The following is a 26,097-nucleotide window of genomic DNA, read 5'->3' as shown; positions in this document are numbered from 1 at the left end:
CGGATCAATCCGCCTCGTGGCGGACACAGGAGACGAAATGACGGACAGAAACGATCCGGTCGTGATGCGCCACAGAAATTTGGAAAAGATCGCCATGACGGCGTTGGCTGTCGGGCGGACGCTCGTCGAAACCGGGGCGAAGACCGATGTCGTGCGCCAGGGGATGACGATGGTTGCCGAAGGGCTCGGCGCGGATCAGATCCACGCCCGCATCGGCTTTGCCTCGCTGTCGCTGACGGTGACGAGCGGCGACAACACCATCACCCGCATGCGCACGGTCGGGGCCCATGGCGTCAATCTGCGCCTGAACCACGGTGTGCGCCGGTTGTGTACGCGGGTGAAGCATCATGACATGACGGTCGCCTCGACCATCGAGGCGCTGACGCATCTCATCACCAAGACGCCCCGCCATCCCTGGTATCTGGTGGCGCTCGCCGTCGGGCTCGCCTGCGCTTCCTTCGGCCGGCTTTTGGGCATCGACTGGTCGGCCTTCATGCCGGTCCTCATCGGCGGCGCGCTGGGCCAGGCGGTGCGGCACTTCCTGCTCAAGGCGCACACCAACCCCTTCGTGGTGGCGGCGATCGTCGCCTGCGTCGCGGCCACCACCGCCGGCTTCGGCTCTGAGCTTGCGGCAAGCCCGATGCTGCAGACGGCGATGTTTTCCTCGGTGCTTCTCCTCGTGCCGGGCGTGCCCGTGCTCAACGCGCAGACGGACATCATGGAGGGCTATCCGACGATGGGCAGTGCCCGCGCCATGACGGTTCTGATGATCCTCGTCTTCATCACCGTCGGCGTGTGGGCCGCGCAGATGGCGCTCGGCGTCGGCGGACCCAAGGCGGCGCCGATCGTGCACGGGGTTCTGCATCAGGCCTTTTTCGGAGCGACGGCCGCCTTCGGCTTCGGCATTCTCTTCAATTTCGGCTGGCGCACCCTGTTCTGGGCGGCGCTTGCTGGCGGGCTGGCGCTCAGCGTGCGCACGGTCGGCCTCGAACTCGGCTGGAGCCTTGCCGCCGCCTCGTTCATGGCGGCGGCCGCCGTCGGCGTCGCCGTGCGCCTCCTCAACCTTCTGCCGGATCGCTTCGGGCCTGCGGGAAACGTTCTGGCCGTCGCCGGCTGCATCCCGATGGTGCCGGGAAGTGCCGCATCGCAGGGGATCATGGGGCTGATGGAATTGACCGCGCAGGCGCCGATCGACGCCCATGCGACGCTGCTTTTCACCGTGGAATACACCTTGCGCGCCATCTTCACGATGGGCGCGATCGGCGCCGGGCTCACGATCGTGACCTCGGTGCTGCGACGGCCGGATTTTCCGGCCTGGAGCGAGAAAGTCGGCCTCCGCGCGCAGCGGGAGGAATGAAACAAGGCGGCGCCGGGGGTGGCCGGGGGTTGGCTGCGGAGGAAATTGGTTTAGGTCGTTGAGTGGCGGTGGCCGGAAGCGGTCGCCGCCCGCTTAGCCTCATACCCTTCTCCTGGTATTTCCCGGTGCCCCGGGCCGCCCTCTCTTTCCGGACCTCATGCTTTCCAGACATCTGCAATTGTTTCGCGCCGAGCCGCGCATCCTCGCTTTCGGGGCCTCCTCGGCCTTTCTGTCGAGCCCTGGGCAGACCTTCTTTATCGCGCTCTTCGTGGCACCGATCGCGGCGAGCCTCGGCTATTCGAGCGCCGAAATGGGCGGCATCTATCTCGCTGCGACGCTGACCTCTGCGAGCCTGTTGCCGGCGGTCGGGCATTGGATCGACCGGGTCGATCTCCGGCTTTACGTGACGATCGTGCTCGCCGGTCTCGCCGCCGCCTGCCTGTCCGCGTCGATGGTCGAAAACGGCCTCATGCTCTTCGGCTCGTTCCTGTTTTTGCGGATGTGCGGGCAGGGGCTGATGACGCATATCCAGGCGACCTCGGTGGCGCGCTATTTCGTCAATCGCCGCGGATTGGCGCTGTCGATCACGGCGATGGGCCTGCCGCTCGCGATCGCCGTCACGCCCAATCTCGCCGCCTTCCTGATCGGCGAGATCGGCTGGCGCGCCGCCTATGCGAGCGTCGGCGTCTTCCTGATCGCCGTCGCCCTGCCATGGCTTTTGTGGCTGACGCGCCAGCAATCGCGCTTCACGACGCCGCTCGCGCGTGCGGCGGGCGCGCCGGCGCCGCGGGTTCTCGACGGGCTCAAGATCGTCGCCACGACGCGCTATTTCTGGCTGGCGCTGCCGATCCTCGTCTACATGCCGTTCACGGCGACGGCGCTCACCTTCCACATCGTGCCGATCGGCGAGGCGCAGGGATGGCCGGGCGGATTGATCGCAACCGGTTTCACGCTGATGGCCGTGGGCGATCTCTGCGGGCTCATCGTCTCCGGTTTCATCGTCGACCGGCTGACGGCGCGGCGCATGGTGCCGCTGATGAATCTGCCGCTGTTCGTCGGGATCGCGGTGATGGGATCGTCGTCGAGCACGCTTGCGCTCATCACCTTCTTTGTCTGTCTCGGCTTGTCGTCAGGCCTCGTGCAGACGACCTTCGGCTCCGTCTGGGCGGAGGTCTATGGCATTGCCCGGCTCGGGACGGTGCGGAGTTTTGCGGCCATGCTGATGGTGGCGGGGACGGCCGCGGGGCCCGCCGTGCTCGGCCTTGCGCTCGACAGCGGCCTGTCGATTGCGACGATCGCGACGGGCTTCGTCGCACTCGGCCTTGCCGCGGCCGTGCTGGCGGCTTTCGGTGTGTCGCAGAAAGTGGCGCTGCCGGCCGAAGACATCGTCTGAGGCGGGGTCGCAACACACGATCCAAAAACCGGGGGGAAACATGGACGATTTCGATCCCACACAGATCGCCGAATTGCGTCGGCGCATCGAAGACGAACTCGCCGAGCTTGAGGCGCTGTCGGAGGCGGGGTCGGAGGGAAGCCGGCCTGTCGAACTCGACCAGCAGAGCGTCGGACGGATTTCGCGCATGGATGCGATGCAGGTGCAGGCGATGGCGCTCGCCTCCCAGAAACGCAGGACGGCCCGCATCGACGGGCTGAAGGCGGCGCTCAGGCGGCTGTCTGACGGGGAATACGGCTATTGCGCGAGCTGCGAGGAGCCGATCGCCTTCGGCCGTCTGAAGGCCGATCCGATGGCGCGGCTCTGTCTTGCCTGTGCGCGGCTTGGCGAAACCTGAACACGGCGAGAGACATGAAAACGGCGCCCCGGCGAGGCCGGGGCGCCGCAACGCTCGTCAAGCGATGTCGGCGGGGCGGGGGGCACGTTTGCTGCCGCCGGTCATAGCTTTGACGAGGTTCTCCTTGTGGCGGTAGCTCTCGAAGAGCACGCCGACGACATGTGCGAGCACCATGACGAGCATGATGTTGGCGAGGGCTTCATGGGTCTCTTCCACCCAGTCCACGCCCCAATAGGCATCGAGCGTCATCATCCAGCCGGTGACGGCCGTCGCGGCCATGGCGAGGATGAGAGCGAGGACCATCAAGGCGCCGAGCGGGTTGTGGCCGATGTAGCGGGGCTCATCGCCTCGCACCGCCGCCTTGATGTAGCGGGTGACATCGCCGGGCGAGCGGACGAACTGGCCGAAGCGGGCATATCTGGGGCCGACGAGACCCCAAAGGACGCGGAAGGCGACGAGGGCGCCGGCCGCATATCCCGCCCATTCATGCACCGACATCACTTCGTCGCCGGTGAGCCAGGCGACGGTGAAGCTCGCCACCAGGCTCCAGTGAAAGAGCCTGACGAGGGGGTCCCAGACCTTGATCGTCGGTGCGTCCATCTCAGTCGCGGTCCCCGCGGCCCTGGCGCACCATCTCGAGGGTCTTCGGGTCGAAATAGGCTTCGACGCGCTTGCCCTGATCGTCGATCGCATAGGCTTCGTAGCAGCCGTCTTCGGTCTTGATCTGGCGGACTTCCCAGCCCTTGCTCTCAAGCTGCTGCTGCAACGCTTCGCGCGGCTGCCACTCGGCCATCGGGGCGTTGCAGCGCGCGTCGTCGCTTGCGAAAGCGGTGCCGGCGGTCATTGCGCCGAGCGTCAGAACGGTTGCGGTGATAAGCTTCTTCATCTTGCTCTCCAGTCGGATCGGCCTTTGCGCATCGGCCATGGGAGCAAGATGGGAGTGGTGCCTGAAGCCAGCCTGAAGCACGATTTTGCGGGCTTCAGGCTGGCTTCAGGTTCCCCCCGTATCGGGGGAAGTTTCGCGCATAAAGTTCGGGGGCGACGATGCGGGTTCTGCTCGTGGAAGACGATCGGCTTCTCGGCGATGCCGTGCATGAACACATCGCCGATGAGGGACATGCGATCGACTGGGTGGAGACAATTGCCGATGCGGAAGCGGCGATCCATTCCACGCCTTACGATCTCTTGCTTCTCGACTTGATGCTGCCGGACGGGCCGGGGCTCGGCCTGCTGCGCCGGCTGCGCAGCGGCGGAGACGTGACGCCCGTCATCATCCTGACGGCGCGCGACCAGATCTCCGACCGGATCGCCGGGCTCAATTCCGGAGCCGACGATTATCTCGTCAAACCGTTCAATCTGTCGGAGCTGTCGGCGCGGCTTGCTGCCGTGTCACGACGCTATGCCGGTAATCCCAATCCGCTCGTCACGCTCGGCGACATCGAATTCGATCTCGCCGGCCGCTCCGTCTATCGCAGCGGGCGTCCGGTGGAGGTGACGGCGCGCGAATGGGCGCTGCTCGAAGGCCTTCTCCAGCATCCCGGGACGCTCCTGTCGAAGACGCAGCTCGAAGAGCGGCTTTATCCCTTCGGGGCGGAGGTGGAGAGCAACACGATCGAGGTGCATATCAGCCGCCTGCGCAAAAAGCTCGGGCATGAGGCGATCGAGACCGTGCGCGGCATGGGCTACCGGCTGAAACGATGATGTGGCGGATCTGGACGGGTGCGCCGAGCCTGCAGCGCCGCCTGAGCCTCGGGCTGGCGGTCGGGGTCACGGCGATGTGGCTGGCGGCAGCGGTCGCGGCCGGCCTCGTGATCCGCGAAGAGCTGGACGAGGCCTATGACAGCGCGCTGCAGGAGACCGCGCAACGTCTGTTGCCTCTCGCCGTCCTCGATATCGTGGAAAGGAGCGCGGGGGCGGGCGGCCGCCGGGTCACGCCGATCGGCGAGCACAAAGAGTTTCTGACCTATCTCGTGCGCGATTCGAAGGGCCGGATTCTGATGCAATCGCACGATGCCGTCCCGGCGGACTTCCCCGACACGCCGGCGCACGGTTTCCGCACGACGAAGACGCATCGCATCTATGGCGAGAAGGCGGTGAGCGGCACGATCATCATGGAGGTCGCCGAAACGCTCGCCCATCGCCGCGAGGCGGCGATCGAGGCCGCGGGAACGCTGTTTCTGCCGCTCCTCGGGCTCGTCCCGGCAAGCCTCTTCGGCGTGTGGTGGTTCGTGCGGGTCAGCATTCGGCCGATCCGGTCTTTCCGCGGTGCCATCGAAGCGCGCGGCGAGGGCGATCTGTCGCCGATCGCGGACGGTGGACTGCCGGCGGAGATCGAACCGATCGCCGATGCCGTCAACCGGCTGATGGAGCGGCTGCGGCGGGCGCTCGAAGCGGAGCGGAGTTTCACGGCGAACAGCGCCCATGAGCTGCGCACCCCGATCGCGGCGGCACTCGCCCACACGCAGCGGCTCATCGCCGTCAGCAAGGACGAGGCGGTGCGCGAGCGTGGGCGCCACATCGAGGCGGGGCTGACGCGGCTGTCGTCGCTGTCGGAAAAGCTGATGCAGCTCGCACGCGCCGAAGGCGCCGGGCTGATCGCCGAGGCCGAGCAGGATCTGACGACGGTTCTTGAGCATCTCGTCGAAGAATTCCGCCGCGCCGAACCGGAAAACGCGCGTCTTCGGCTCGTCACAAACGGCCGCCTCGTCTCGCATATGGATGCCGACGCGTTTGCGATCCTTCTGCGCAATCTCATCGAGAACGCGCTGAAGCACGGCGAGCCGAAGGGGATGATCGAGATCGAGGTGCCGAGCGACAATGTCGTGCGGGTCGTCAATGGTGGGGTCGTCGTCGGGCCGGACGAGCTGAAACGCCTGCGCGGGCGCTTTGAACGCGGGGCGACGCGCGCCAAGGGCGCCGGGCTCGGTCTCGCCATCGCGCAGGCGATCGCGGCGGGCTCGGGCGCGGAGCTCACGCTGGCCTCGCCGGCCGCGGGGCGCGAAGACGGGTTCGAGGCCGTGCTCCGGCTGCCGGAGTAGAGAGCCGCTTCGCTCTCAGCCGGTCTTGCGCAGGGAGCGGATCTGATCGAGCCCCGAGAGGCCGAGTTTCGGCCACATCTCATCGACGCGGGCCTTCACCTCCGGCGACATGTCGAGAACCGTGCCCCATTCGCGGTGCGTCTCCGCGCCGATCTTGTTGGTCGCATCGATGCCGAGCTTGCCGCCGAGGCCGAATTCCGGCGAGGCGAAGTCGAGATAGTCGATGGGGGTCGATTCCAGCTGCACGAGATCGCGCGAAGGGTCCATGCGCGTCGACAGGGCCCAGAGGACGTCGGCGCCGTTGTGGACGTCGATGTCGTCGTCGACGACGACGATGCCCTTGGTGTAGCTGAACTGCGGCAGCATCCCCCACATGCCCATCATGACGCGGCGCGCCTGGCCCGGATAGCGCTTCTTGATGGAGACGATGGCGAGCCGGTAGGAGCAGGCGTCCGGCGGCAGCCAGACATCGGAGATTTCCGGCATCTGCTGAATGATGAGCGGCTTGGCGAGATAGTTGAGCGCCTCGCCCATGACGGAAGGCTCGTCCGGCGGGCGGCCGGTGAAGGTCGAAAGATACAAGGGATCGCGGCGATGGGTGATCGCCGTCACGCGCATCACCGGGAAGGGCTCGACGGCGTTGTAATAGCCGGTGTGGTCGCCGTAAGGCCCTTCGGGCGCCGTCTCTTCCGCAGAGACATAGCCTTCGATGACGATCTCCGCTTCCGACGGCACGGGGAGGGGAACGGTCAGCCCCTGCACCACCTTCGGTCGTTCGCCGCGGATGAGACCGGCGAAATCGAGCTCCGACAGGGTTTCGGGGATCGGCATCACGGCCGACAGGATGGTGGCGGGATCGGCGCCGATAACGATCGCCACCGGCATGTCCTTGCCCTGTTTCGCCCAGGCGCGGTGATGGGCGGCGGCACCGCGATGCGCGAGCCAGCGGGTGATGAGATGCGTATCGTCGAGGACCTGCAATCGGTAGACGCCGACATTGAGCGAGCCGTTGTCCGGCGGTCGGGTGACGACGAGCGGCCATGAAATGAGCGGTGCCGGTTCGCCGGGCCAGCAGGTCTGGATCGGCAGGCGGGAGAGTTTTGCGTCCGCCCCGCGCAGCACCTCCGCCTGGCAGGGGGCGTTGCGCACGCTGTCGGGTCGCGTGTTGAGCGCCGCCTTCAGCATGGGCAGATGCGCGATCGCATCGCGCAGGCCGCTCGGCGGCTGCGGCGAGCGCAGCGAGGCCATCATCTCGCCGAGCTCTCCGAGGCGCTCCTTCTTCACGCCGAAGCCGGCGGCGACGCGCTCGACCGTGCCGAAGAGATTGACGACGACCGGCATTTCCGCCGGCTTGCCGGCGGCGTCGAGGGGATGGTCGAGCTGCAGCGCCGGTCCGCCCGCCTTTAAGACGCGGCGGTGGATCTCCGTGACTTCGTGCACCATGGAAACCGGCGCCGAAATGTGCCGGAAGTCCCCCGCACCTTCGAGATGCCTCAGGAAGTCACGCAGATTGCGGAAATGTGGCAGGTCTCGAAAGGTCACCGGCGCCTCCTCTGTGGCTCGATGCGGCAGGGGCAGGGCGGCTGCTTTGAGCTAGATCAAGGACGTTCCCGTTTGTTTGTCGCTGGATTGGACGGTGATGCAAACTTCCCCCAATATCGTCGCAGTGCCGGCGCCCGTGCGCCTGCTCATGCGTCCTTTGCCGCTTCTGCCGTTGCGGCTCATGCTGGAGAGGCTGGTTTCCGGGCTGATTCGCCGTCGCCCGGGGCTGTTTCTGCGGCTCGATCATCATGCCGAGAAGGTGTTTTTGATCGATCCGACGGATCTGCCTTTCGTCTTTCGTCTGAAGCCCGATCCGGAGCATCCGACCGTGGAGCCGCTGCGGCGTGAGCGGGCAGGCGCGTGGGACGGCCGAATCGCCGGTCCGCTCGGCGCGCTGATGGGCATGATCCACGGCACCTTCGACGGCGATGCGCTGTTCTTCTCGCGCGATATCATCATCGAGGGCGACACGGAGGCGGTGCTGGCGCTGCGCAACGCGCTCGACGACGCCGAGATCGATTTGATGGAGGAGGCGGCGATCGCCTTCGGGCCGTTCCGGCCGGCGATCGAGCCGTTTCTGCGCAACGTCACACCCGTTGCCGCCCGCATCACCGGACTTCCCCTTTCCCGCAGCGATGAGACCGAGGTCTTTCCGTGAAACCGCTCGAACTCGTCTGCCCGGCCGGTACCCCGGCCGCGCTTCGCGCCGCCGTCGAGGCGGGCGCCGATACCGTCTATTGCGGCTTCCGCGACGAAACCAATGCGCGCAACTTTCCCGGCCTGAATTTCTCGCGGGCCGAGATGGAAGAATCGATCGACTACGCGCATCGGCGCGGCTCGAAGGTTCTCGTCGCCATCAACACCTTTCCCCGCGCCGGCGCGCCCGAACTCTGGCGGGCGGCCGTTGACGATGCGGCCCGGTTCGGCGCCGACGCGGTGATCCTTGCCGATGTCGGGCTGCTCGATTACGCGGCCAACCATCAGCCGGGGCTGCGCCGGCATCTTTCGGTGCAGGCGGCCGCCGCCAATCCCGACGCGATCAATTTCTATGCCGAGACTTTCGGCGTGCGGCGCGTGGTGCTGCCGCGCGTTTTGACCGTGCAGGAGATCGCCGCGATCAACCGCGAGATCGAATGCGAGACGGAGGTGTTCGTCTTCGGCGGGCTGTGCGTGATGGCGGAGGGGCGCTGCGCGCTTTCCGCTTACGCGACCGGGCGCTCGCCCAACATGAACGGCGCCTGTTCGCCGGCAAGCCACGTGCACTACAAGGAAGAGGGCAGCGAGCTCGTCTGCGGGCTTGGCGATTTCACCATCAACCGGGTGAAGAAGGACGCGCCGGCGCCTTATCCGACATTGTGCAAGGGCTGCTTCCAGGCCGGCGATTATCAGGGGCATGTGTTTGAGGATCCGGCAAGCCTCGATGCGGCGACGCTGATCACCGAATTCGCCTCCGCCGGCGTGACGGCGCTCAAGATCGAGGGCCGGCAGCGCAGCCGCTCCTATACGAAGACCGTGGTGCACACCTTCCGCAAAGCGGTGGAAGCGCAGGCCAAGGGCCTGCCGATCATGGCGAACGAACTCCAGCGGCTGACGGAGGGACAGACGACGACCTCCGGCGCTTACAGCAAGACCTGGCGCTGAGCGCCGGTCTCACAAAACGATAAGAGGTGTAACTGTGGCCGGACAAGCATTGCTCACGCTCGGACCCGTCCTGTTCAACTGGCCGGTGGAGAAATGGGCGGATTTTTACGCCCGCATCGCCGACGAGGCGCCGGTCGACCGCGTCTGTCTCGGCGAAGTCGTCTGCTCCAAACGGCTGCCGTTCTACAACGACGTCATCAGCGAAGCGGTGGAGCGGCTGGAGGCGGCCGGCAAGGAGGTCGTGCTGTCGTCGCTGGCGCTCATCACGCTGCCGCGCGAGCGCAAGGCGGGCGCCGGGCTCGCCAAAGACGAGGAGCATGTGATCGAGGTCAACGACCTCACCATGCTGCGCTATCTGGAACCGGGGCGGAAGATCGCCGTCGGTCCGCTGGTCAACGTCTACAATGAGGGCACCCTGTCCTGGCTCGCCGGGCGCGGCGCCAAGCATGTCTGCCTGCCGCCGGAGCTGCCGATCGCCTCGGTGGAGAGCCTGGCAAAGGCGGGTTCTGCCCTCGATCTAGATACGGAAGTGTGGGCTTTCGGGCGCGTGCCGCTCGCCATTTCCGGGCGCTGCTATCACGCGCGCATCCACAAAGTCTCGAAGGATTCCTGCCAGTTCGTCTGTGGCCTCGATGCCGACGGGTTGCCGGTGAAGACGCTCGACGGCGGGGATTTTCTGGCCATCAACGGCGTGCAGACGCTGTCGTTCGCTTATGGCAGCGCCCTCGGCGAGCTCGACATCCTGATGCAGGCCGGCGTCAATTCCTTCCGCCTGTCGCCGCATGATTGCGACATGGTCGCGGTGGCGGAGCTCTATCGCCAGCGCCTCGACCGCAAGATCTCGGGAGACGAGGCGCAGGCGAAGCTCGCCGCGCTGTTGCCGGAAGCGGAATTCGCCAACGGCTTCCTCTTCGGCGATTACGGCGCGGAAATGGTGAAAAAGGCCGAGCGTCAGGTCGCCTGACGCATCAAAGAGCTTTTTCGGTCGGCTGCCTTTTATGCACAGGCGGCCGATTTCACGCGGCGTCTCTCGCGCTCGCGCCAGAGATCGTAGACCATCTGGGCGCGCAGCCAGAACTCCGGCTCATTCTTTGCCGCTTCCGCAAGCCCGAGCGCCGTGCGCGCCGTGATCGGCGCGTCGCCGCGCAGAATCCGGTGCAGCATCTCGCGGGAGATGCCGGCAAGACGGGCAACGTCGACGACCTTAAGATTGCGCCGCTCCATCACCCAAATGCGGTAAAGTTCGCCCGGATGCATCGGGGTGACGTCGTCTGCCGAGCGGTAATCGGCAAGAATGTCCTCGACGTCCTGCGCCGAGATCTCTTTCAGATCGGCCTCTCGGGCAGGGCTGATGTCTGCCTCGGCCTTCATTTGATGGACACCTCCCGCAGTTGAATATTTGAGTTTACTGCGGGAGGGCGCGGTTCGGCAAACGATATTGCCTACCAGGCGGCAGTGGCCTGCATGGTGGGGGCGCCGTCTGCGGCGACCCAGAGGGAAAGGCCGTCGTCCTTCTCCGTGGCGTTGAGCGTGGCCGGAGCGCCGTCGAAGAACGGTTTGACGCCGCGGAAATCGAAGGTTTTCGGAAGCTCTCCTTTGAGCTCGGCGGCGTAATGCAGAAGCCAGGTCGCCTGCATGGGGCCGTGCACGACGAGGCCCGGATAGCCTTCCTCTTCGATGCAATAGCGGCGATCGTAATGGATGCGGTGGCCGTTGAAGGTGAGCGCCGAATAGCGGAAGAGACGCACCGCATCGGCGGTGACTGGCTTTTGCTGTTCCGCCTGCGGAGCCTCCGGCGACGGTTTTGCCGCGGCCTGCTGAGAGCGCGGTGACGCGGCCGGGCTTGTCGGGGCTGCCTCGCGATAAACGAGATCCTGGCGCTCGCGGATGGCGAGGCCGCGGCTCGTGGAGATCTCGTGGTCGACGGTCACGAAGCAGAGCTCGCCAGTGCGGCCTTCCTTGCGCACGACGTCGCGCACCACCGAGCGGCGCTCGACCTCGTCTCCGACGAGGATCGGACCTTCCAATTCGAGGCGACCACCGGCCCACATGCGGCGCGGCAGCGGCACGGGCGGCAGAAAGCCTCCGCGGCTTGGATGTCCGTCCGGACCAAGTCCGGACATCGGCACGGTGGCCGGCGCAAGGCACCAGTGAATTGCAGCGGGGGCCTCCTCGCCCGGTTTCGGCGTGCCGGGCTCCACATCCATCGTGGCGCGGAAGGCGGCGACGAGATGGGGTGTGACGACGTCGCGCACCGTCTCGCTGCGGCCAATCCATTCGCGAAGGTGCTCAAGATCGAGCGTTCCTGCGGCAGTCGATGGGGGCATGAGAGGACCTTTCGGGCGTTTCCTTTTTATGATGAGCGCTGTCTAGCCGAAAGGGGAGGCCAGATGAACGGCCTTGGCGAGTTATTCTGCGTGTGCCTGTCAGCTTAAGATTCAATCCGCCAATGGTCGCAGGCGGCAATCACTCAAGAATATTGATCCAGTCATTCAGCGGCAGTAAAAGGCTTATTGCGGCGGGACATAGAAATACAAAACGCTCCAGGGGGATATGACCTTCCTTCCAAAGAGCCGGCGCGCGTCAGCGGCTCCCGCATTCTATGGCGCGGGGCGCGTGCAGGCCTGCTTCACCGCGACATTTCATCACCTCGGACGGTGCAAGGTTTTTCCTGCCGGAGTTGTCTCAAAGCCAGCTGAAGAGTCAGTTGCACGACCGTGGCGGCATTTCCGTCGTGGCGGGGGGGCTGCGCCATGCTGACGAAGATCGTCTCGGACGTGGCGTCTGCGACGCCGTTGCGCGCGCGGCTGACGGAGCGGTTGCGCGAGGCCATTGCCTCGGGCGAGCTCCCGCCGGGAACGCCTTTGCGCGAGCGCCATCTCTGCCAGGCTCTCGGGATCAGCCGGACTTCGCTGCGCGAGGCGCTGCGCGCGCTCGAGAGCGAGGGGCTTGCCGTCTCCGTGCCGCACAAGGGCGCGATCGTGGCGCCCTGCGGTAAAAAGGAAGCTGACGACATCTACGCCACCCGGGCGGTCCTCGAAGGGCTGGTCGCCGCGCAATTCGCCGACAAGGCGAGCAAAAAGAGCCGCGCCGAGCTCCGCCACATCGCCGACGAGCTCGCCGAGATCGAGCCGCCGCTCGACGGGCCCGGCTTCTTCGAAATCGCCGGCCGTTTCAGTGCGACCATCATGGAGGGGGCGGGCAACCGGCTTGCCGCCAGCGCGCTGAGTTCAATCTATCTGCGGCAGCGGCAATTGCGCGCCGCCGGCGTCGGCGGCGAACGCTATATGGAAGAATGTCTGAGGGGGATGCGGGAAATCGCGTCCGCGATCGACCGGCACGATGCGATTGCCACGGAGGCCGCCTGCCACCGCCATTGCGCCAATCTTCTGAAGATTGCTCTTTCCTGCCTTGACGAGAAGAGCGGTGGCCGCTCCGCCACGCCCCACAAGGCACGGAGGCTTTCCTCAGGGGCGCGCGACGACGCGCCAGACAGCGCCGATGCGCGCAGGGAAAAGCTGCCTGCCGATCATTCCGATATTGATGAAGTCGCCTGAGCTCTGATCACGCAGGCGGGGAAAGGTCCCCGCGGCTCAGGTGGAGCTGGTGCGGTGCATGCCTTCTTTGGCCGGCTGATAGCGCGGGTTGAGGGTCGAGGCGCGGGCGAAGGAGTTGAACGCCTTCTTGCGGTCGCCGAGGGCTTCCAAAGCCAGACCCTGATTCGTCCAGGCGATGTAGGAATTGCGATCGCGCTTCACGGCTTCATCGAAATCGTCGAGTGCCGTCTTGAAATCACCGATGGCCATGTAGCTCTGGCCGCGGCCATTGAAGGGCTCGGAGGCCAGCGGCGAGAGGCCGATCGCCTTGGTGAAGGATTCGATCGCGGCCGTATGGTTGCCCGAAGCCTGGTAGGCGAGGCCCTGATTGTGGAAGGCCTGCGGGTCCGTGGGATCGAGGCGCACGGCGGAGCTGTAATCCGACAGAGCTTCGTTGAGGCGGCCCTGCTGGCGATAGATCGTCCCGCGCCCGACATAGGCCGTGGCGTAGTTCGGGTCAGCCTGGATCGCCCGGCTGTAATCGTTGAACGCCTCCTGGGTATCCCCGCGCAGGCGGTGGATGAGGCCCCGATTGGCATAGGCCGGCGCAAAATTCGGGTCGAGCTGCAAAGCGGTGTTGAAGTCATCCAACGCCCGCTTGTATTCGCCCGCCTTGCCGTACGCTGCGCCGCGCACATTGTAAGCCGCCGGATCGCGCGGATTGCGCTCGATGACCGAAGTCAGCGATCCGATATTGGCTTCCGACCCCGTATCGGGATCGACCGAGATGTTCGACAGCCCGTTATTGCCGAGCGACTGACAGCCGGCCACGGCCAGTGCAAGAGCACCGGCGGCCAGCCAAGAACGCAAAGAGGATGCTTTCGCCATAGAAGCGGTGTTCCTCAAGTCGCGAGCCCAATGCGAATAAGGGCGGATGTGTCGAGGGAAGCTTACCGGCCGCGCCGCTTGCCAGGGATGAGGCCTTCGCGCTGCGCCCGCTTGCGGGCCAGTTTGCGCGCCCGGCGGATCGCCTCGGCCTTCTCGCGCGCCTTCTTCTCAGACGGCTTTTCGTAGAAGTTACGCAGCTTCATTTCACGGAAGATGCCTTCACGCTGCATCTTCTTCTTCAGCGCTTTCAGCGCCTGATCGACATTGTTGTCTCTGACGACGACTTGCACGTTGATCCCGTTCCTTTCGTCTCTTTCACTTGCCACAGAAACCCGCGGCGGAAGTATCGGGCAGGTGGCAGACCGCGTCCGCCGCCGCATACGCCCAAAGAATAACAGTTGGAGTGCCCGCTGCCGCCGTACGACCGGGCGGAGGCGATATAGCCCTATTCGCCTGGCTTGTCCACAGCAGCTCCTGTTTCCCCAGGAGACTGCGTCACTTTCGGCGAAGGCCCCGTCGGCAGCCGGTCGGGCTCTTTGGGCCGAGGCCCATCACTCCCATCCGCAGAACCGGCGGCGGCTGCCTCGGGTTCCATTTTTCTTTGCGGATCTGGGTCTTGAGGGGCTCGGGCGCCCTGGCGGCCTGTGGCGCCGGGTCCTGAGCTGGCGGCGGGTTGCGGCGTCGGCACGCCCGGCCATGAGGCGACCCTGGCGTCGGCTTCCTTGCGGATACCGGAGGGAAGACCCATCAGCCAGCCTTCCATGAACGGCTCCTTGAGGCCGTGGGAGCGGGCGATGAGATACCAGCGCGCGGCTTCGACCTCGTCCTTGTCGACGCCGAGCCCGTCCTTCAGGAGCTTGGCGTAGCGCAATTCGCCCACCGGATTGTCGGCAAGAGCGGCCTGGCGAAACCATTGCGCGGCCGTCTTTTCGTCTTTTCTCAGACCTTCGCCGTTGAACAGCATGATGGCGTATTCGATCTGCGAGGCGATATGGCCGTTGCGGGCCGCCGTCGCATACCAGCGGGCGGCTTCGGCGGGATTGGCAACGACGCCGACGCCCTCGCGGTAAAGGCCGGCCAAGGCGTATTGCGCATCGCTGTCGCCGGCGCGCGCGGCATTGCGCAAATGCGCTGCGGCCAGCATGGCGTTCTTCTCGACGCCCTTGCCCTGCAAGAGGAGATAGGCGAGTTCGCGCTCGGCGACCGGCTGTCCGAGATCGGCCGCACGCTGAAAATAGGTGGCCGCCTTGGCGTCGTCCTGCTCGACGCCACGGCCGTCGAGATAGAGCCGGCCGAGCGCGTAGAGCGCTTCGCGGTCGCCGGCCTTGGCCGCAAGTTCGTACCAGCCCGCCGCTTCCTTGTAGTCCGTCTTGACGCCGAGACCGCGAGACAGGAGTTCGCCGAGAAGGGTCTGGGCCGCCGTTCTGCCGGCTTCCGCCTGCTGCAGGGCGATCGCGAAGGCGGTCAGAAAATGCCCGCGCTGGAACGCGCCATAGGCCCGGTCGACATTGCTGTCCGGGACGAGGCCGGCATCCTTCAGAGACTGGTCGATGCGGTTTTCGAGCTGCCGGCTGTCGATCTCTTCCGACGGAATCGACGCGCCGAGGCCATCGACCGTCGGGGTTCCGGGCGCTTTCGGGGGAATGGGCGAGGGCAGAGTTGCTTTGGGGCTTCCAGGGGCCTGCCCGCCGGCCGCATCGGGCGGTGTCAGAGGCGTTCCGCTTTGGGCGAACGCAGACGACGCAAAGCCCGTCGAGACGAGCGTCGCGGCAACGACAAGGGCAGGGGCGGAGAGAGGCTTCATGCCGCCACCGGCCGCTGCAGGATAATCTCGGAGACACGCCGCATGGCTTCCGCCGGGCCGTCCGGCGCTTCCCAGACAGCGCGGCGGAGGGCCACGAATTCGGCCCCCGTCGCCACGGCCTGAGGCAGCGTCTCAAGGCTCGCGCCGGCCATGATGACGGCCGGAACCTCCATCATGCTCGCCCACCATTCGGCAAGAGCGAGTGCCTTCGGATGCGGCTCGTCGTGGCTGTCGCCGTCGGGCTCGCCGAAGAAGAGATAATCGATGTCGAGTTCGCCGGCGAGCATGGCGATGTCGCGCGTCTTGAGCTTGCCCGCGCCGACGATGCGCTGCGGGCGAAAGCTCTCCGCGGCGATGACGAGGTTCTGGTGACCGTTGGCGATATGCACACCGTCGGCGCCGACATGGCCTGCGGCACGGGTGAAATTCTCAAGGAGCGCTGCAGCGCCGGCCGCCTGGATCACGGGGACGAGGCGGCGGGCGTGCGCCTCCGTCTCGGTCTCGCTCGGCGAGGCGGTGATGAGGACGGCCGCCACGGGCGCGGCGGCAAGGGCGGTTTCGAGCGCCTCGACGTCCTTCGTCTCGTCCCCGGAGGATGGTGCGATCAAAAAGATCTGCGGGGGGAGGGCTTCGTCTTCCGCCGGCCGGGGCGTCATCTGATCGGCATCGGTTTTCTGGGTCATCGTCCTGGCACATAAACGAAAGGAGGCGTCTCCGCCTCCTCAACGTCGCAAATTCGGCGATTGTTTGAGAGAGGCCTCAGGCGGCCTTCTTCTCCTCCGTTTCGCTCCACCGGCCCGTCGCCGCAAGCGAATTCATGCGCGCACGGTGGTTGAAGGCGCGCTGACCGGCGGCCTCGTTCTCCATCTTGCCGCCCCAGGCGTTGAGAGCTGCCGTCTGCAGGGCGCGGCCATAGGAGTAGGTGAGCTTCCAGGGAAGCTGGCCCATGGCGTTCATGGCGGAGAGATGTGCCGTCGCCTGTTCGTCCGACTGACCGCCGGAGAGGAAGGCGATGCCCGGAACGGCCGGCGGCACGCAGGATTTGAGGCAACGCAGCGTCTTCTCCGCGACCTCTTCGACGCTTGCCTTCTGGCCGGAATGGTCGCCCGGCACGATCATGTTCGGCTTCAAGATCATGCCTTCCAGCATGACATTGGCGTCGTAGAGCTCGGTGAAGACCGTCTTCAAGGTCCACTCCGTGACCTCGTAGCAGCGGTCGATGTCGTGCTTGGCGCGCTCGCCATCCATCAGCACTTCCGGCTCGACGATCGGGACGATGCCGTTTTCCTGGCAGAGCGCCGCATAGCGGGCGAGCGCATGGGCGTTCGCCTTGACGCAGTTCCAGGACGGCAGCGGGCCGTCGATGGTGATGACGGCGCGCCATTTGGCGAAACGCGCGCCGAGTTCGTAATATTCCTTGAGGCGGCCGCGCAGACCCGTGAGGCCTTCCGTGACCTTTTCACCCGGCGAGAGCGCCATGTCCTTGGCGCCCTGATCGACCTTGATGCCGGGCACCGCGCCCGCATCCTGAATGATCTTGGAAAACGGCGTGCCGTCGCGCGCCGCCTGACGGAGGGTTTCGTCGAAGAGGATGACGCCGGAAATGTAGTCCTTCATCGCGTCGGCGCGGAACAGCATTTCGCGGTAGTCGCGGCGCGATTCCTCCGTCGAGGTGAGGCTGATCGTATCGAAGCGCTTCTTGATGGTGCCGGTGCTTTCGTCGGCCGCAAGGATGCCCTTGCCTTCCGCCACCATCTTGTTGGCGATGTCTTCGAGGCGTTCCGTCATTCAATCCTCCGTTCCAAGTGCCCGCAGGATGCAGGCCGGTGTGGCCAATGTTGGGCCGATCAGGCCTTCTTCAAGGCCGTGACGCCCGGCAGTTCCTTGCCTTCCATCCATTCCAGGAAGGCCCCGCCGGCGGTCGAAACGTAGGAAAAATCGTCCGCGACGCCTGCCTGATGCAGGGCGGAGACGGTGTCGCCGCCGCCGGCGACCGAGATGAGAGAACCGGCCCTGGCGGCCTCCGCCGCATGGCGGGCGCAGGCGACCGTCGCCTTGTCGAAGGGCTTCGTCTCGAAAGCGCCGAGCGGGCCGTTCCAGACGAGGGTTTCGGCCTTGTCGATCCATTCGTTGACGGCGGCGATGCTCTCAGGCCCGACGTCGAGGATCATGCCGTCGTCGGGCACCTTGTCGAGGGGAAGCGTTTCGCAAGCCGCGTTCTCCTTGAATTCCTTGGCGACCACGACGTCCTGCGGCAGCACGATGGCACAGGCGGAGGAGGCCGCCTCCGTCATGATGCGGCGGGCGGTTTCGGCAAGATCCGCCTCGCACAGCGACTTGCCGATGGCGACGCCCTTGGCATGCAGAAACGTATTCGCCATGCCGCCGCCGATGACGAGGGCGTCCACCTTCTTCACGAGATTGGCGAGAAGGTCGATCTTGGTCGACACCTTGGCGCCGCCGACGATGGCGAGGACGGGACGCTTCGGGCGGCCGAGCGCCTTCTCAAGAGCCTCCAGCTCCTCCTGCATGGCACGGCCCGCATAGGCCGGCATGTGGTGGGCGAGGCCCTCGGTGGAGGCGTGGGCGCGGTGCGCGGCCGAAAAGGCGTCGTTGACGTAGATGTCGCCGTTCTTGGCGAGCTCGGCGGTGAAGTCGGCGTCGTTCTTTTCCTCGCCCGCATAGAAGCGGGTGTTCTCCAGAAGAACGATGCCGCCATTGCCGAGGCTGTCGATGGCGTGGGCCGCCTTGTCGCCGATGCAATCTTCGCAGAATTCCACGGGCTTGCCGATCACCTCGGCCACATCGCCGGCGATCTGGCCGAGCGACATCTCCGGCACGGGCTTGCCTTTCGGGCGGCCGAAATGGGCGAGGAGGGCAACGCGCGCGCCCTTGTCGGAGAGCTCGCGAATGGTGCCTGCCACCCGCTCGATGCGGGTGCGGTCGGTGACGCGCCCGTCATGGACCGGTACGTTGAGATCGACACGCAGCAGAACGCGCTTGCCGGTGATGTCACCCGCATCGTCAAGTGTGCGGAAACTGGCCATGAGTTTTCCCCCATCGTATGAATATTCGCCCGGGAACATACAGGCAGAACGGGCGAAGGCAAGCGGCGCTCAAGCTTCCTCGGCGGGGGCTGCGCGCGCCCCTCCCACATCCTCTGGCAGGCCGTCCAGGAGGACTTTCTTGCGCTTCTCCCTGGTGGGCTTGCGGCGCCGGAAGGGGGTGGTGAGCCAGTGCCAGATCCCGCCCACGCTCAACATCGTCACGATGCTTTCTGAGGGTTTCGGCGGGTCGAGGGATACGCCGACAGAAGCGATGCGGCCCTCCGGATCGGCGTCGCGGACGATGAGTTCGATATCTCCCAGAGCGACGCGGTCGCCATATTCCGGGGTGCCGCCGACGCGCGCTGCGATGAGTTCTGCGATCGTCCAATCGGTCTCTTCAGCGGCAAGCTCCAACTCATAGGCCTCCGCCAATTCGCGCGCCGGACGCTGCGGATCGACGGTGAAATCGCCGAAGAATTCGACATCCTGCGGGTCGAGCTCGGCGCGGCTTGCGAAAAGCCGGTCGAGAAGATGCGGAAAGGCGCCGGGAATGACGATGTAGACGTAATCGCCCGGTTGGAGGCGTCCCGCATCCTGGAAGGAGAGGGAGCTGCCGTTGCGCAGCACGAGCGAGGGCCGCGCCCAGCGCGGAATGCGCTCGCCGCGCGCCACCGGACTGTCGGCGATGACGCGGTAGGTCAGGAGTTCGTGATGGCGTGTGCCGGGAAGGTCGAGCGTGACCTTCTCCAGCGGTCCGAGCCGCGGCGGCAGAACGAGACCGAGGCGGCGCGCGACCGTGCCGACCGTCCAGCCCTGCACGATGAGCGAGACGAGCACGATGATGAAGGCGAAGTTGAAGAGGGCGCGGCCGTTCGGGATCTCCGAGATGAGGGGCGTGATGGCGAGCAGGATGGAAACGGCGCCGCGCAGGCCGACCCAGGAGACGAACGCCGTCTCTGCACGCGGAAAGCGAAAGGGAATGAGACAAAGTGAGACGGCGAGGGGACGGCCGATGAAGATCAGGAAGAGCCCGATGGCGATCGCGTCGCCGACGATGATCGGAAATTGCGACGGCGTGGCGAAGAGCCCGAGGACCAGGAACATGATGATCTGGGCAAGCCAGGTCATGCCATCCTGGAAGCGCAGGAGGCTTGCGGCGGCACGCAGCCGCGCGTTGCCGGCGATCAGCCCGGCGATATAGACGGCGAGGAAGCCGGAGCCGCCGATCGCGCCGGCGGCCGCGAAGACCATCAGAGACAGCGCCAGAACGAAGATCGGCATGAGGCCGCGGTCGAGTTCGAGCTTTTCGACGAGCCACAGGATGAGCCGCCCGCCGACGAGGCCGCCGGCGACTCCGAGCCCCATCTGTACGAGAAAGCCGGTGAGGACGTCGCCCGCGAGCTGTTGCGGCTTGATCGCCTCGCCGGTGGCGAGAACCGAGACGAGCGTCAGCGTGAGGAAGATGGCGATCGGATCGTTGGAGCCGGATTCGACTTCGAGCGCGGAGCGCACGCGGTCGCGGATCGAGATGTTGCCGACGCGCAGCAAAAAGAAGACGGCCGCCGCATCTGTGGAGGCGACGATGGAGCCGAGTAGGAAGGATTCGAGCCAGGAAAAGTCGGTCAGGTAATGCGTGCACAGCCCGACGAGGCCTGCCGTCAGCACGACGCCGAGAGTGGCGAGCGACAAGGCGGGCAGTGCCGCCTGTTTGAAGGCGGCGACGGGCGTGCGGAAACCTGAATCGAACAAGACGACGGCAAGCGCCAGCGAGCCGACGAAATAGGCGACGGGTGCATTGTCGAAATCGAGGCCGAGCCCGTCCGTGCCGGCGGCGAGGCCGATCAGGAGAAAGATGAGCAGGAGAGGGGCGCCGAAGCGGAAGGCGATGAGGCTCGAAAAAGCCGCGACCAGCACGAGCGCCGTGCCGATCAGGATGACGAGATAAATGCCCTGCTCGTAGATGCCGCCCTCCCTGCCATTGCGCGCCGTGAACCGATACGGCGATGCACCCTATCCCTTGTTGCGGGAGGGTGTGGCAAAGGCAAGGCCTTGTGGTGTTCACACTTTACGGAATGTCGACAGGAATTCGTCGGAACAAGGTCGGGTAGTCGCGCACGAGGCCGTCCTCATCGACGGGAAGTTCGGCCGTGAAGGAGCGATCTGCGGCTTCGTAGCGATAGAGCGATCCCCGCTCGAGGCAGGTGTAGATCTGATGGTCGCGGACGGGCTTGAACGTGTCGAAGGGCACGTAGGCCATGGTGAGCACGCCAGAGCATTCGTCTTCGGCGAGCTTCAGACGGCGGATCGGCAGAGTGTTGGTGAAGGCGGAGCCGGCGAGATCGATGTCGATGGCACCGTCGAGATTGTCGAGCGGGCGTCCGTCGGCTTCGTGCCAATGGCCTTGGCCATCGGAATGGATGTCGATGCTGCGTCCGGACGTGGCCTTAAGGATCAGCGATCGCGTGCGCCAGGCCTCATCGCAGCTGAGGCGGTAGAAAACGCCGTAAGGAATTCCGCCGCGCTCGCCGATGACGGTGCCGCGGATGAGGAATCCGGTCGGGCCCGGCCCCAGGCTGACATGCTCGAGGCCGATCCCTTCTTCGGGTTGCCAGCGCGCGGCGCGCGCCGGCAGAGAGCGGAAGCCGCCCATCGCAGGTTTGGCTTAGATGGTCTTCGCCATGGCAACCGCCGTGTCGTTCATGCGGTTGGAGAAGCCCCATTCGTTGTCGTACCAGGACATGACACGGCACAGCGAGCCTTCCATGACCTTGGTCTGATCCATGTGGAAGACGGAGGAATGGCTGTCATGGTTGAAGTCGGAGGAGACGAGCTTCTCGTCCGTGTAGCCGAGGATGCCCTTGAGGTCGCCATTGGCGGCGGTGCGGATCGCTTCCTGGATCTCTTCGACCGAAGTGGAGCGCGACGGCACGAACTTGAAGTCGACGACCGAGACGTTCGGGGTCGGCACGCGGATCGCGACGCCGTCGAGCTTGCCGTTGAGCTCCGGCAGGACGAGGCCGACGGCCTTCGCTGCGCCCGTCGAGGTCGGGATCATGGACAGCGCTGCGGCGCGAGCCCGGTAGAGATCCTTGTGCAGCGTGTCGAGCGTCGGCTGATCACCCGTGTAGGAGTGGATCGTTGTCATGAAGCCCTTGTCGATGCCGATGGCGTTGTTGAGCACATAGGCGACCGGGGCGAGGCAGTTCGTCGTGCACGAGGCGTTGGAGACGACGACGTGGTCGGAGGTGAGCTTGTCGTCGTTGACGCCGTAGACCACGGTCAGATCGGCTCCCGCGGACGGCGCGGAGACGAGGACGCGCTTGGCGCCGCCCTCAAGATGCAGCGCCGCCTTGTCGCGGGCGGTGAAGATGCCGGTGCATTCCATGACGATGTCGACGCCGAGCTCGCCATGCGGGAGCTTCGTCGGATCGCGCTCGGCCGTCACTTTGATCGGGCCGCGGCCGACATCGATCGTGTCGCCGGAGACCTTCACTTCGCCCGGGAAGCGGCCATGGACGCTGTCGTAGCGCATCAAATGGGCGTTGGTTTCGACCGGGCCAAGGTCGTTGATGGCCACGACCTCGATGTCGGTGCGGCCAGATTCGATGATGGAGCGCAGAACATTGCGCCCGATGCGGCCAAATCCGTTGATGGCAACCTTAACCATTTGCGTCTCCTAGTCCGTGTCTTTTGGTTCAAGCCGGGCAATTGCCTTCTCGCAGATCGCCTCAGCGGTCATCCCGAAATGCCGATATAGCTCCTCGTAGGGTCCGCTCGCGCCGAAGCCCGTCATGCCGACGAAAAGGCCATGTTCCCCGATGATCGCGTCCCATCCCTGGCGAATGGCGGCCTCGACGCCGATGCGCAAGGGGGCGGTCCCGATTATTTCCTGACGATAGACATCGCTTTGCTGCGCGAAGACATCGAAGGAGGGGATCGAGACGACGCGGGCGGGGTGGCCCCGCTCGTCAAGCAGATCCTTGGCCGCGACGGTGATTGCCACTTCCGAACCTGTGGCGAAAAGGCTCACCTCGGCGTCACCGCTGCAATCTGCGATGACATAGGCGCCGCGCCGGCAGAGATTGTCTTCCTCATACTCACCGCGCAAGGGCGTAAGATCCTGTCGCGTCAAAACGATGACGCTCGGCCCGGTCGAGGTGGTGAGCGCAAGCTGCCAGCATTCGGCCGTCTCAACGGCATCGGCCGGACGCCAAACGGAAAGGTTCGGGATCGCCCGGAGCGCCGCCAAGTGTTCGACCGGCTGATGGGTGGGGCCATCTTCGCCGAGGCCGATGGAATCGTGCGTCATGACGAAGATGACGCGCTGGCGCATCAAGGCGGCGAGGCGGATGGCCGGCCGGCAGTAATCGGAGAAGGTCAGGAAGGTCCCGGAGAAGGGGATCAGCCCCTTGTGCAGCGCCATGCCGTTCATGGCCGCCGCCATGCCGTGCTCACGGATACCCCAATGAATGAAGCGGCCGGAGTACTCGCCGGGCGCCACCGCCTTCATCTCGCTGGTGCGGGTGTTGTTGGAGCCGGTCAGATCGCCCGAACCGCCGATCATTTCGGGAACGACGGGGGCGATGCATTCCAGCACGGCTTGCGAGGCCTTGCGGCTTGCGAGCGTCGGCGGCTCGGCGGAATATTCCCGCTTCAGCTCGGCAATGGCACGATCGAGGCGCGGCGGAAGGTCGCCGGCCATGGTGCGGGCGAACTCTCCGCGCAATTCCGCGTCGAGCCCTTCAAAGCGCTCCTGCCAGGCCTTGCGGCGCGGGCGCGCCCTGAGGCCGGCGATGCGCCAGGCGTCGAGGATGTCGGCGGGGATGTGGAAGGGCTCATAGGGCCAGTCGAGGCGCTCGCGCGCTTCCTGCACTTCCTTCTCGCCGAGCGGGCTGCCATGGGCCGACGATTTGCCGGCCTTGTTGGGGGCGCCGAAGCCGATGGTCGTGCGTGCCGCAATCAGGGTCGGGCGATCCGATTGCCGCGCATCCGTCAACGCCCGGTCGATCTGCTCGGGGTCGTGGCCGTCGATGCGCACCGCATTCCAGCCGGAAGCCTCCACACGCGCCACCTGATCGGTGGAATCCGACAGCGAGATGTCGCCGTCGATGGTGATGTGGTTGTCGTCGAAGATGACGATCAGGCGGCTGAGCTTCAGATGGCCGGCGAGTGCGATGGCCTCCTGGCTGATGCCTTCCATGAGGTCGCCATCGGAGCACAGGACGTAGGTGTAGTGATCGACGACGCCGTCGCCGAAGCGGGCATTCAGCATGCGCTCGGCGAGGGCCATGCCGACGGCATTGGCGATGCCCTGACCGAGCGGGCCGGTGGTCGTCTCGATGCCCGGCGCTTCGCCGACTTCCGGATGCCCGGCCGTTTTGGAGCCGAGCTGGCGGAAGTTCTTCAGCTCCTCGATCGTCATCTCGTCGTAGCCGAGAAGATAGAGGAGCGAATAAAGCAGCATCGATCCGTGCCCGGCCGACAACACGAAACGGTCGCGGTCTGGCCAGTTCGGATCGGTGGGATCGAACTTCAAATGTCGGGTAAACAGGACGGTGGCAATGTCGGCCGCGCCCATTGGCAGGCCGGGATGCCCCGATTTTGCAGCCTCCACCGCGTCCATGGCGAGCGCCCGGATCGCATTGGCCATGGATGCGTGCTTTTCGGCCTCTGGCATGGAAAACTTCCGAGATGGTGCCGGACATCAGGCCGTTCAGGCGCTGACCCGCGCTTCTTATCGTCCGGCGGGCGCCGCGAGACATACACGGCTCTCAATGCGAGTCAACGTCACAGCCATGAAGCAGCTGCGTAGCAAGCATCTTGGGCAGTTGACTGCTCTTTCAAGCGCTGCATAACCTCTTCGCCCCAATCCGTTGATTTTTGACGGCTCGGGGGTGAACCTTTGGCTCAAAGACGTGCATAGTGTGCTGCCATGGATCCTGCTTCCCCAGCCAATTCGACGCCCGGCCATGCGCCGAGCCGTTTCGCGCAAGCGACAGAGCTTTTCGAGAAAGCTCTGAGCGAGCTCGAGCTTGCGGTGGAACGCAGCGAATCGCGCGGCGGCCATCACGAAACACTCGTGCAGCAGCTTCACGATTCCGAACAGGACAGGGCGCGACTTGCCGAGGCGCTGGATGCGGCCGGCGACCGCTCGTCCAAGCTGGAACGGGCCAACCACGAAGTGGGCCAGCGTCTCGACCGCGCCATCGCTCAGCTGAAATCGGCTCTCGGAGAGGATTTCTGACATCATGGCGACCGTAACGGTCAGCATCGGCGGGCGACGTTTCCGGCTCGCATGCGAGGACGGCGAAGAAGAGCACGTCATGGAGCTCGGCGAGCGGTTGGATCAGACCGTCACCGAGTTGCGCGCCAATGTCGGCGAGATCGGCGATCAGCGCCTGACCGTCATGGCGGCGATGCTGATGACCGACCGTCTGAGCGAGGCGGAAGGCCGCATCGCCGGGCTTGAAGGCGAAATCTCCGAACTGCGCGAAAGCCGCAACGAAGCCCTCGATCGCTTCGAAGCCCTGGAGAGCCAGGCAAGCGACGCGATGGAGCGGGCTGGCCGCCGCATTGCGCGGCTTGCACGGGCGCTGCGCGGCGGCTCGGCGAGCAACGGCTCATCCGGCTCTGAAGAGGAGTGACGTGGCGCAGGCGAGCCTGATGCTGCGCGTTCCTGCGTGATCGAAGATCCGTTCTTTTATCTGGTGGCGGTCCCGGCCGTCATCATGATCGGGCTTTCCAAGGGCGGGATCGGCGGTGCCGGGGCGATGCTTGGTGTGCCGCTCGTCACGCTTGCCATCGATCCGGTGCGAGCGGCGGCGATCCTCTTGCCGATCCTCGTCGCCATGGATCTCGTCAGTCTCTACGCCTGGCGCGGGGTCTATCAGACGAAGAGCCTCGCCATTCTGCTGCCGGGCGCCGCCCTTGGTGTCGGCATCGGCTGGGTGCTCGCCGGCTCGATCGGCGAAGAGGAGATCCGCCTCATCGTCGGTGGGATCGGGCTCGTTTTCTCTCTCGATCATTATCTCGGGCACTATTTCGGCGGCGATGCTAAGCGGGCGCCGCGGTCGCATCAGCCGGCGAAGGGGATGATCTGGGGCTCTGTGGCGGGCTTCACGAGCTTCGTCGCGCATGCCGGCGGGCCGCCATTTCAGATGTATATGCTGCCGCTGCGGCTGCCGCCGCCGGTCTATGCGGGCACGTCCGTGATCTTCTTTGCGGTCGTCAACGCGCTCAAGCTGTTGCCGTATTTCATGCTCGGGCAGTTCTCGGCGGCGAACCTCGAAACCTCCCTCGTTTTGATGCCGCTGGTGCCGGTTGCGACCTTGACCGGGGTCTGGCTGGTCAAGACGGTGTCGCCGAAGTTCTTCTATGCGCTGAGTTATGCGCTCGTGCTTCTGGTCTCCCTCAAGCTCATCTTCGATGCCGGCATGGCGCTGATGGTCTGAGAG

27 protein-coding genes are annotated in these 26,097 nt (G+C 65.4%); 12 read left to right on the top strand and 15 right to left on the bottom strand.

The genetic code is table 11. The annotated features are described in order from the left end of the window. The first annotated feature begins 37 nt into the window (after window positions 1-37). The 3 genes from NYQ83_RS12935 to NYQ83_RS12925 all read left to right on the top strand — a co-directional run bounded on the left by NYQ83_RS12935 (window position 38) and on the right by NYQ83_RS12925 (window position 3,147). Complete coding sequence (locus NYQ83_RS12935; protein ID WP_261215108.1) at window positions 38-1,357, top strand: threonine/serine exporter family protein; 1,320 nt, start codon at window positions 38-40, stop codon at window positions 1,355-1,357. A gap of 157 nt (window positions 1,358-1,514) precedes the next feature. Beyond that, complete coding sequence (locus NYQ83_RS12930; protein WP_261215107.1) at window positions 1,515-2,750, top strand: MFS transporter; 1,236 nt, start codon at window positions 1,515-1,517, stop codon at window positions 2,748-2,750. Between the two features lie 40 nt (window positions 2,751-2,790). Then, complete coding sequence (locus NYQ83_RS12925) at window positions 2,791-3,147, top strand: TraR/DksA family transcriptional regulator (RefSeq protein ID WP_128290949.1); 357 nt, start codon at window positions 2,791-2,793, stop codon at window positions 3,145-3,147. Between the two features lie 57 nt (window positions 3,148-3,204). Here the strand turns inward: NYQ83_RS12925 and NYQ83_RS12920 are convergent, their stop codons facing one another. Further along, window positions 3,205-3,747, bottom strand: coding sequence for a cytochrome b/b6 domain-containing protein (locus NYQ83_RS12920; protein ID WP_261215106.1), 543 nt, complete (start codon window positions 3,745-3,747; stop codon window positions 3,205-3,207). Between the two features lies 1 nt (window position 3,748). Continuing rightward, entirely contained in the window at window positions 3,749-4,033 is a 285-nt protein-coding gene (locus tag NYQ83_RS12915) for a PepSY domain-containing protein (RefSeq protein ID WP_128290951.1), read from the bottom strand. 158 nt (window positions 4,034-4,191) lie between these two features. Between NYQ83_RS12915 and NYQ83_RS12910 the strand changes: the two genes are divergently transcribed. Continuing rightward, window positions 4,192-4,848: a response regulator transcription factor gene (locus NYQ83_RS12910; protein WP_261215105.1), complete on the top strand. Its 657-nt coding sequence runs from the start codon at window positions 4,192-4,194 to the stop codon at window positions 4,846-4,848. After that, window positions 4,845-6,185 (top strand): ATP-binding protein, encoded by a 1,341-nt coding sequence (locus NYQ83_RS12905; RefSeq protein ID WP_261215103.1) that lies wholly within the window; start codon window positions 4,845-4,847, stop codon window positions 6,183-6,185. Before NYQ83_RS12910 ends, NYQ83_RS12905 begins: the two co-directional genes overlap by 4 nt. 15 nt (window positions 6,186-6,200) lie before the next feature. Here NYQ83_RS12905 and NYQ83_RS12900 read toward each other — a convergent pair whose 3' ends face one another. Next, window positions 6,201-7,727 (bottom strand): UbiD family decarboxylase, encoded by a 1,527-nt coding sequence (locus NYQ83_RS12900; protein WP_261215101.1) that lies wholly within the window; start codon window positions 7,725-7,727, stop codon window positions 6,201-6,203. 97 nt (window positions 7,728-7,824) lie between these two features. Here NYQ83_RS12900 and NYQ83_RS12895 point away from each other — a divergent pair, with 97 nt between their 5' ends. From NYQ83_RS12895 to NYQ83_RS12885, 3 genes are read left to right on the top strand one after another with little or no spacing between them, the layout of a single operon-like run. Further along, on the top strand, window positions 7,825-8,385 hold the full coding sequence (locus NYQ83_RS12895) for an SCP2 domain-containing protein (RefSeq protein WP_261215206.1): 561 nt from the start codon (window positions 7,825-7,827) through the stop codon (window positions 8,383-8,385). Beyond that, on the top strand, window positions 8,382-9,368 hold the full coding sequence (locus NYQ83_RS12890; protein ID WP_092816403.1) for a peptidase U32 family protein: 987 nt from the start codon (window positions 8,382-8,384) through the stop codon (window positions 9,366-9,368). Before NYQ83_RS12895 ends, NYQ83_RS12890 begins: the two co-directional genes overlap by 4 nt. A gap of 34 nt (window positions 9,369-9,402) precedes the next feature. Next, window positions 9,403-10,332, top strand: coding sequence for a U32 family peptidase (locus NYQ83_RS12885; protein WP_234629087.1), 930 nt, complete (start codon window positions 9,403-9,405; stop codon window positions 10,330-10,332). Between the two features lie 32 nt (window positions 10,333-10,364). Here the strand turns inward: NYQ83_RS12885 and NYQ83_RS12880 are convergent, their stop codons facing one another. Further along, a complete protein-coding gene (locus NYQ83_RS12880) occupies window positions 10,365-10,739 on the bottom strand; it encodes a HigA family addiction module antitoxin (protein WP_261215098.1) in 375 nt (124 codons plus the stop codon). 71 nt (window positions 10,740-10,810) lie between these two features. After that, the gene (locus tag NYQ83_RS12875; protein WP_128290955.1) at window positions 10,811-11,695 is read right to left on the bottom strand and encodes a MaoC family dehydratase N-terminal domain-containing protein; all 885 of its coding nucleotides are present in this window, start codon (window positions 11,693-11,695) and stop codon (window positions 10,811-10,813) included. Window positions 11,696-12,121: 426 nt separating this feature from the next. Between NYQ83_RS12875 and NYQ83_RS12870 the strand changes: the two genes are divergently transcribed. Next, entirely contained in the window at window positions 12,122-12,925 is an 804-nt protein-coding gene (locus NYQ83_RS12870; protein ID WP_261215089.1) for a GntR family transcriptional regulator, read from the top strand. Between the two features lie 36 nt (window positions 12,926-12,961). Here the strand turns inward: NYQ83_RS12870 and NYQ83_RS12865 are convergent, their stop codons facing one another. From NYQ83_RS12865 to tkt, 10 genes are all read right to left on the bottom strand, one after another. Then, on the bottom strand, window positions 12,962-13,792 hold the full coding sequence (locus NYQ83_RS12865; RefSeq protein ID WP_128290957.1) for a tetratricopeptide repeat protein: 831 nt from the start codon (window positions 13,790-13,792) through the stop codon (window positions 12,962-12,964). Between the two features lie 62 nt (window positions 13,793-13,854). Then, window positions 13,855-14,139 (bottom strand): 30S ribosomal protein S21, encoded by a 285-nt coding sequence (rpsU, locus tag NYQ83_RS12860; RefSeq protein WP_370642386.1) that lies wholly within the window; start codon window positions 14,137-14,139, stop codon window positions 13,855-13,857. A 98-nt stretch (window positions 14,140-14,237) separates the two neighbouring features. Then, the gene (locus NYQ83_RS12855) at window positions 14,238-15,596 is read right to left on the bottom strand and encodes a tetratricopeptide repeat protein (protein WP_261215084.1); all 1,359 of its coding nucleotides are present in this window, start codon (window positions 15,594-15,596) and stop codon (window positions 14,238-14,240) included. After that, window positions 15,593-16,279, bottom strand: coding sequence for a thiamine phosphate synthase (locus tag NYQ83_RS12850; protein ID WP_261215083.1), 687 nt, complete (start codon window positions 16,277-16,279; stop codon window positions 15,593-15,595). Before NYQ83_RS12850 ends, NYQ83_RS12855 begins: the two co-directional genes overlap by 4 nt. 76 nt (window positions 16,280-16,355) lie before the next feature. Continuing rightward, on the bottom strand, window positions 16,356-17,384 hold the full coding sequence (locus NYQ83_RS12845) for a class I fructose-bisphosphate aldolase (RefSeq protein ID WP_261215082.1): 1,029 nt from the start codon (window positions 17,382-17,384) through the stop codon (window positions 16,356-16,358). 59 nt (window positions 17,385-17,443) lie between these two features. Beyond that, on the bottom strand, window positions 17,444-18,643 hold the full coding sequence (locus NYQ83_RS12840; protein WP_261215081.1) for a phosphoglycerate kinase: 1,200 nt from the start codon (window positions 18,641-18,643) through the stop codon (window positions 17,444-17,446). Between the two features lie 69 nt (window positions 18,644-18,712). Further along, window positions 18,713-20,557, bottom strand: coding sequence for a potassium/proton antiporter (locus NYQ83_RS12835; protein WP_409976993.1), 1,845 nt, complete (start codon window positions 20,555-20,557; stop codon window positions 18,713-18,715). Window positions 20,558-20,708: 151 nt separating this feature from the next. Continuing rightward, window positions 20,709-21,293 carry a putative glycolipid-binding domain-containing protein gene (locus NYQ83_RS12830; protein WP_261215080.1) on the bottom strand — a complete coding sequence of 195 codons (585 nt, stop codon included), beginning with the start codon at window positions 21,291-21,293 and terminating at the stop codon, window positions 20,709-20,711. A 12-nt stretch (window positions 21,294-21,305) separates the two neighbouring features. After that, window positions 21,306-22,310 carry a type I glyceraldehyde-3-phosphate dehydrogenase gene (gap, locus tag NYQ83_RS12825; RefSeq protein WP_128290963.1) on the bottom strand — a complete coding sequence of 335 codons (1,005 nt, stop codon included), beginning with the start codon at window positions 22,308-22,310 and terminating at the stop codon, window positions 21,306-21,308. Window positions 22,311-22,319: 9 nt separating this feature from the next. Then, window positions 22,320-24,320: a transketolase gene (gene tkt, locus NYQ83_RS12820; RefSeq protein ID WP_261215079.1), complete on the bottom strand. Its 2,001-nt coding sequence runs from the start codon at window positions 24,318-24,320 to the stop codon at window positions 22,320-22,322. 255 nt (window positions 24,321-24,575) lie between these two features. Between tkt and NYQ83_RS12815 the strand changes: the two genes are divergently transcribed. Genes NYQ83_RS12815 through NYQ83_RS12805 form a run of 3 tightly spaced genes read left to right on the top strand, consistent with a single transcriptional unit; the run spans window position 24,576 to window position 26,094 of the window. After that, on the top strand, window positions 24,576-24,887 hold the full coding sequence (locus NYQ83_RS12815) for a DUF4164 domain-containing protein (RefSeq protein ID WP_261215078.1): 312 nt from the start codon (window positions 24,576-24,578) through the stop codon (window positions 24,885-24,887). A gap of 4 nt (window positions 24,888-24,891) precedes the next feature. Continuing rightward, the gene (locus tag NYQ83_RS12810) at window positions 24,892-25,287 is read left to right on the top strand and encodes a cell division protein ZapA (protein WP_261215077.1); all 396 of its coding nucleotides are present in this window, start codon (window positions 24,892-24,894) and stop codon (window positions 25,285-25,287) included. 36 nt (window positions 25,288-25,323) lie between these two features. Beyond that, window positions 25,324-26,094, top strand: a complete 771-nt coding sequence (locus NYQ83_RS12805) for a sulfite exporter TauE/SafE family protein (RefSeq protein WP_261215075.1) — start codon at window positions 25,324-25,326, stop codon at window positions 26,092-26,094. The last annotated feature ends 3 nt before the right edge of the window (window positions 26,095-26,097 follow it).

It is taken from the genome of Afifella sp. JA880 (assembly GCF_025379905.1).
GTDB classification, from domain to species: domain Bacteria; phylum Pseudomonadota; class Alphaproteobacteria; order Rhizobiales; family Afifellaceae; genus Afifella; species Afifella aestuarii.
Note: the sequence above shows the minus strand (reverse complement) of the source record. Positions and strands in the feature narration are given on the sequence as shown.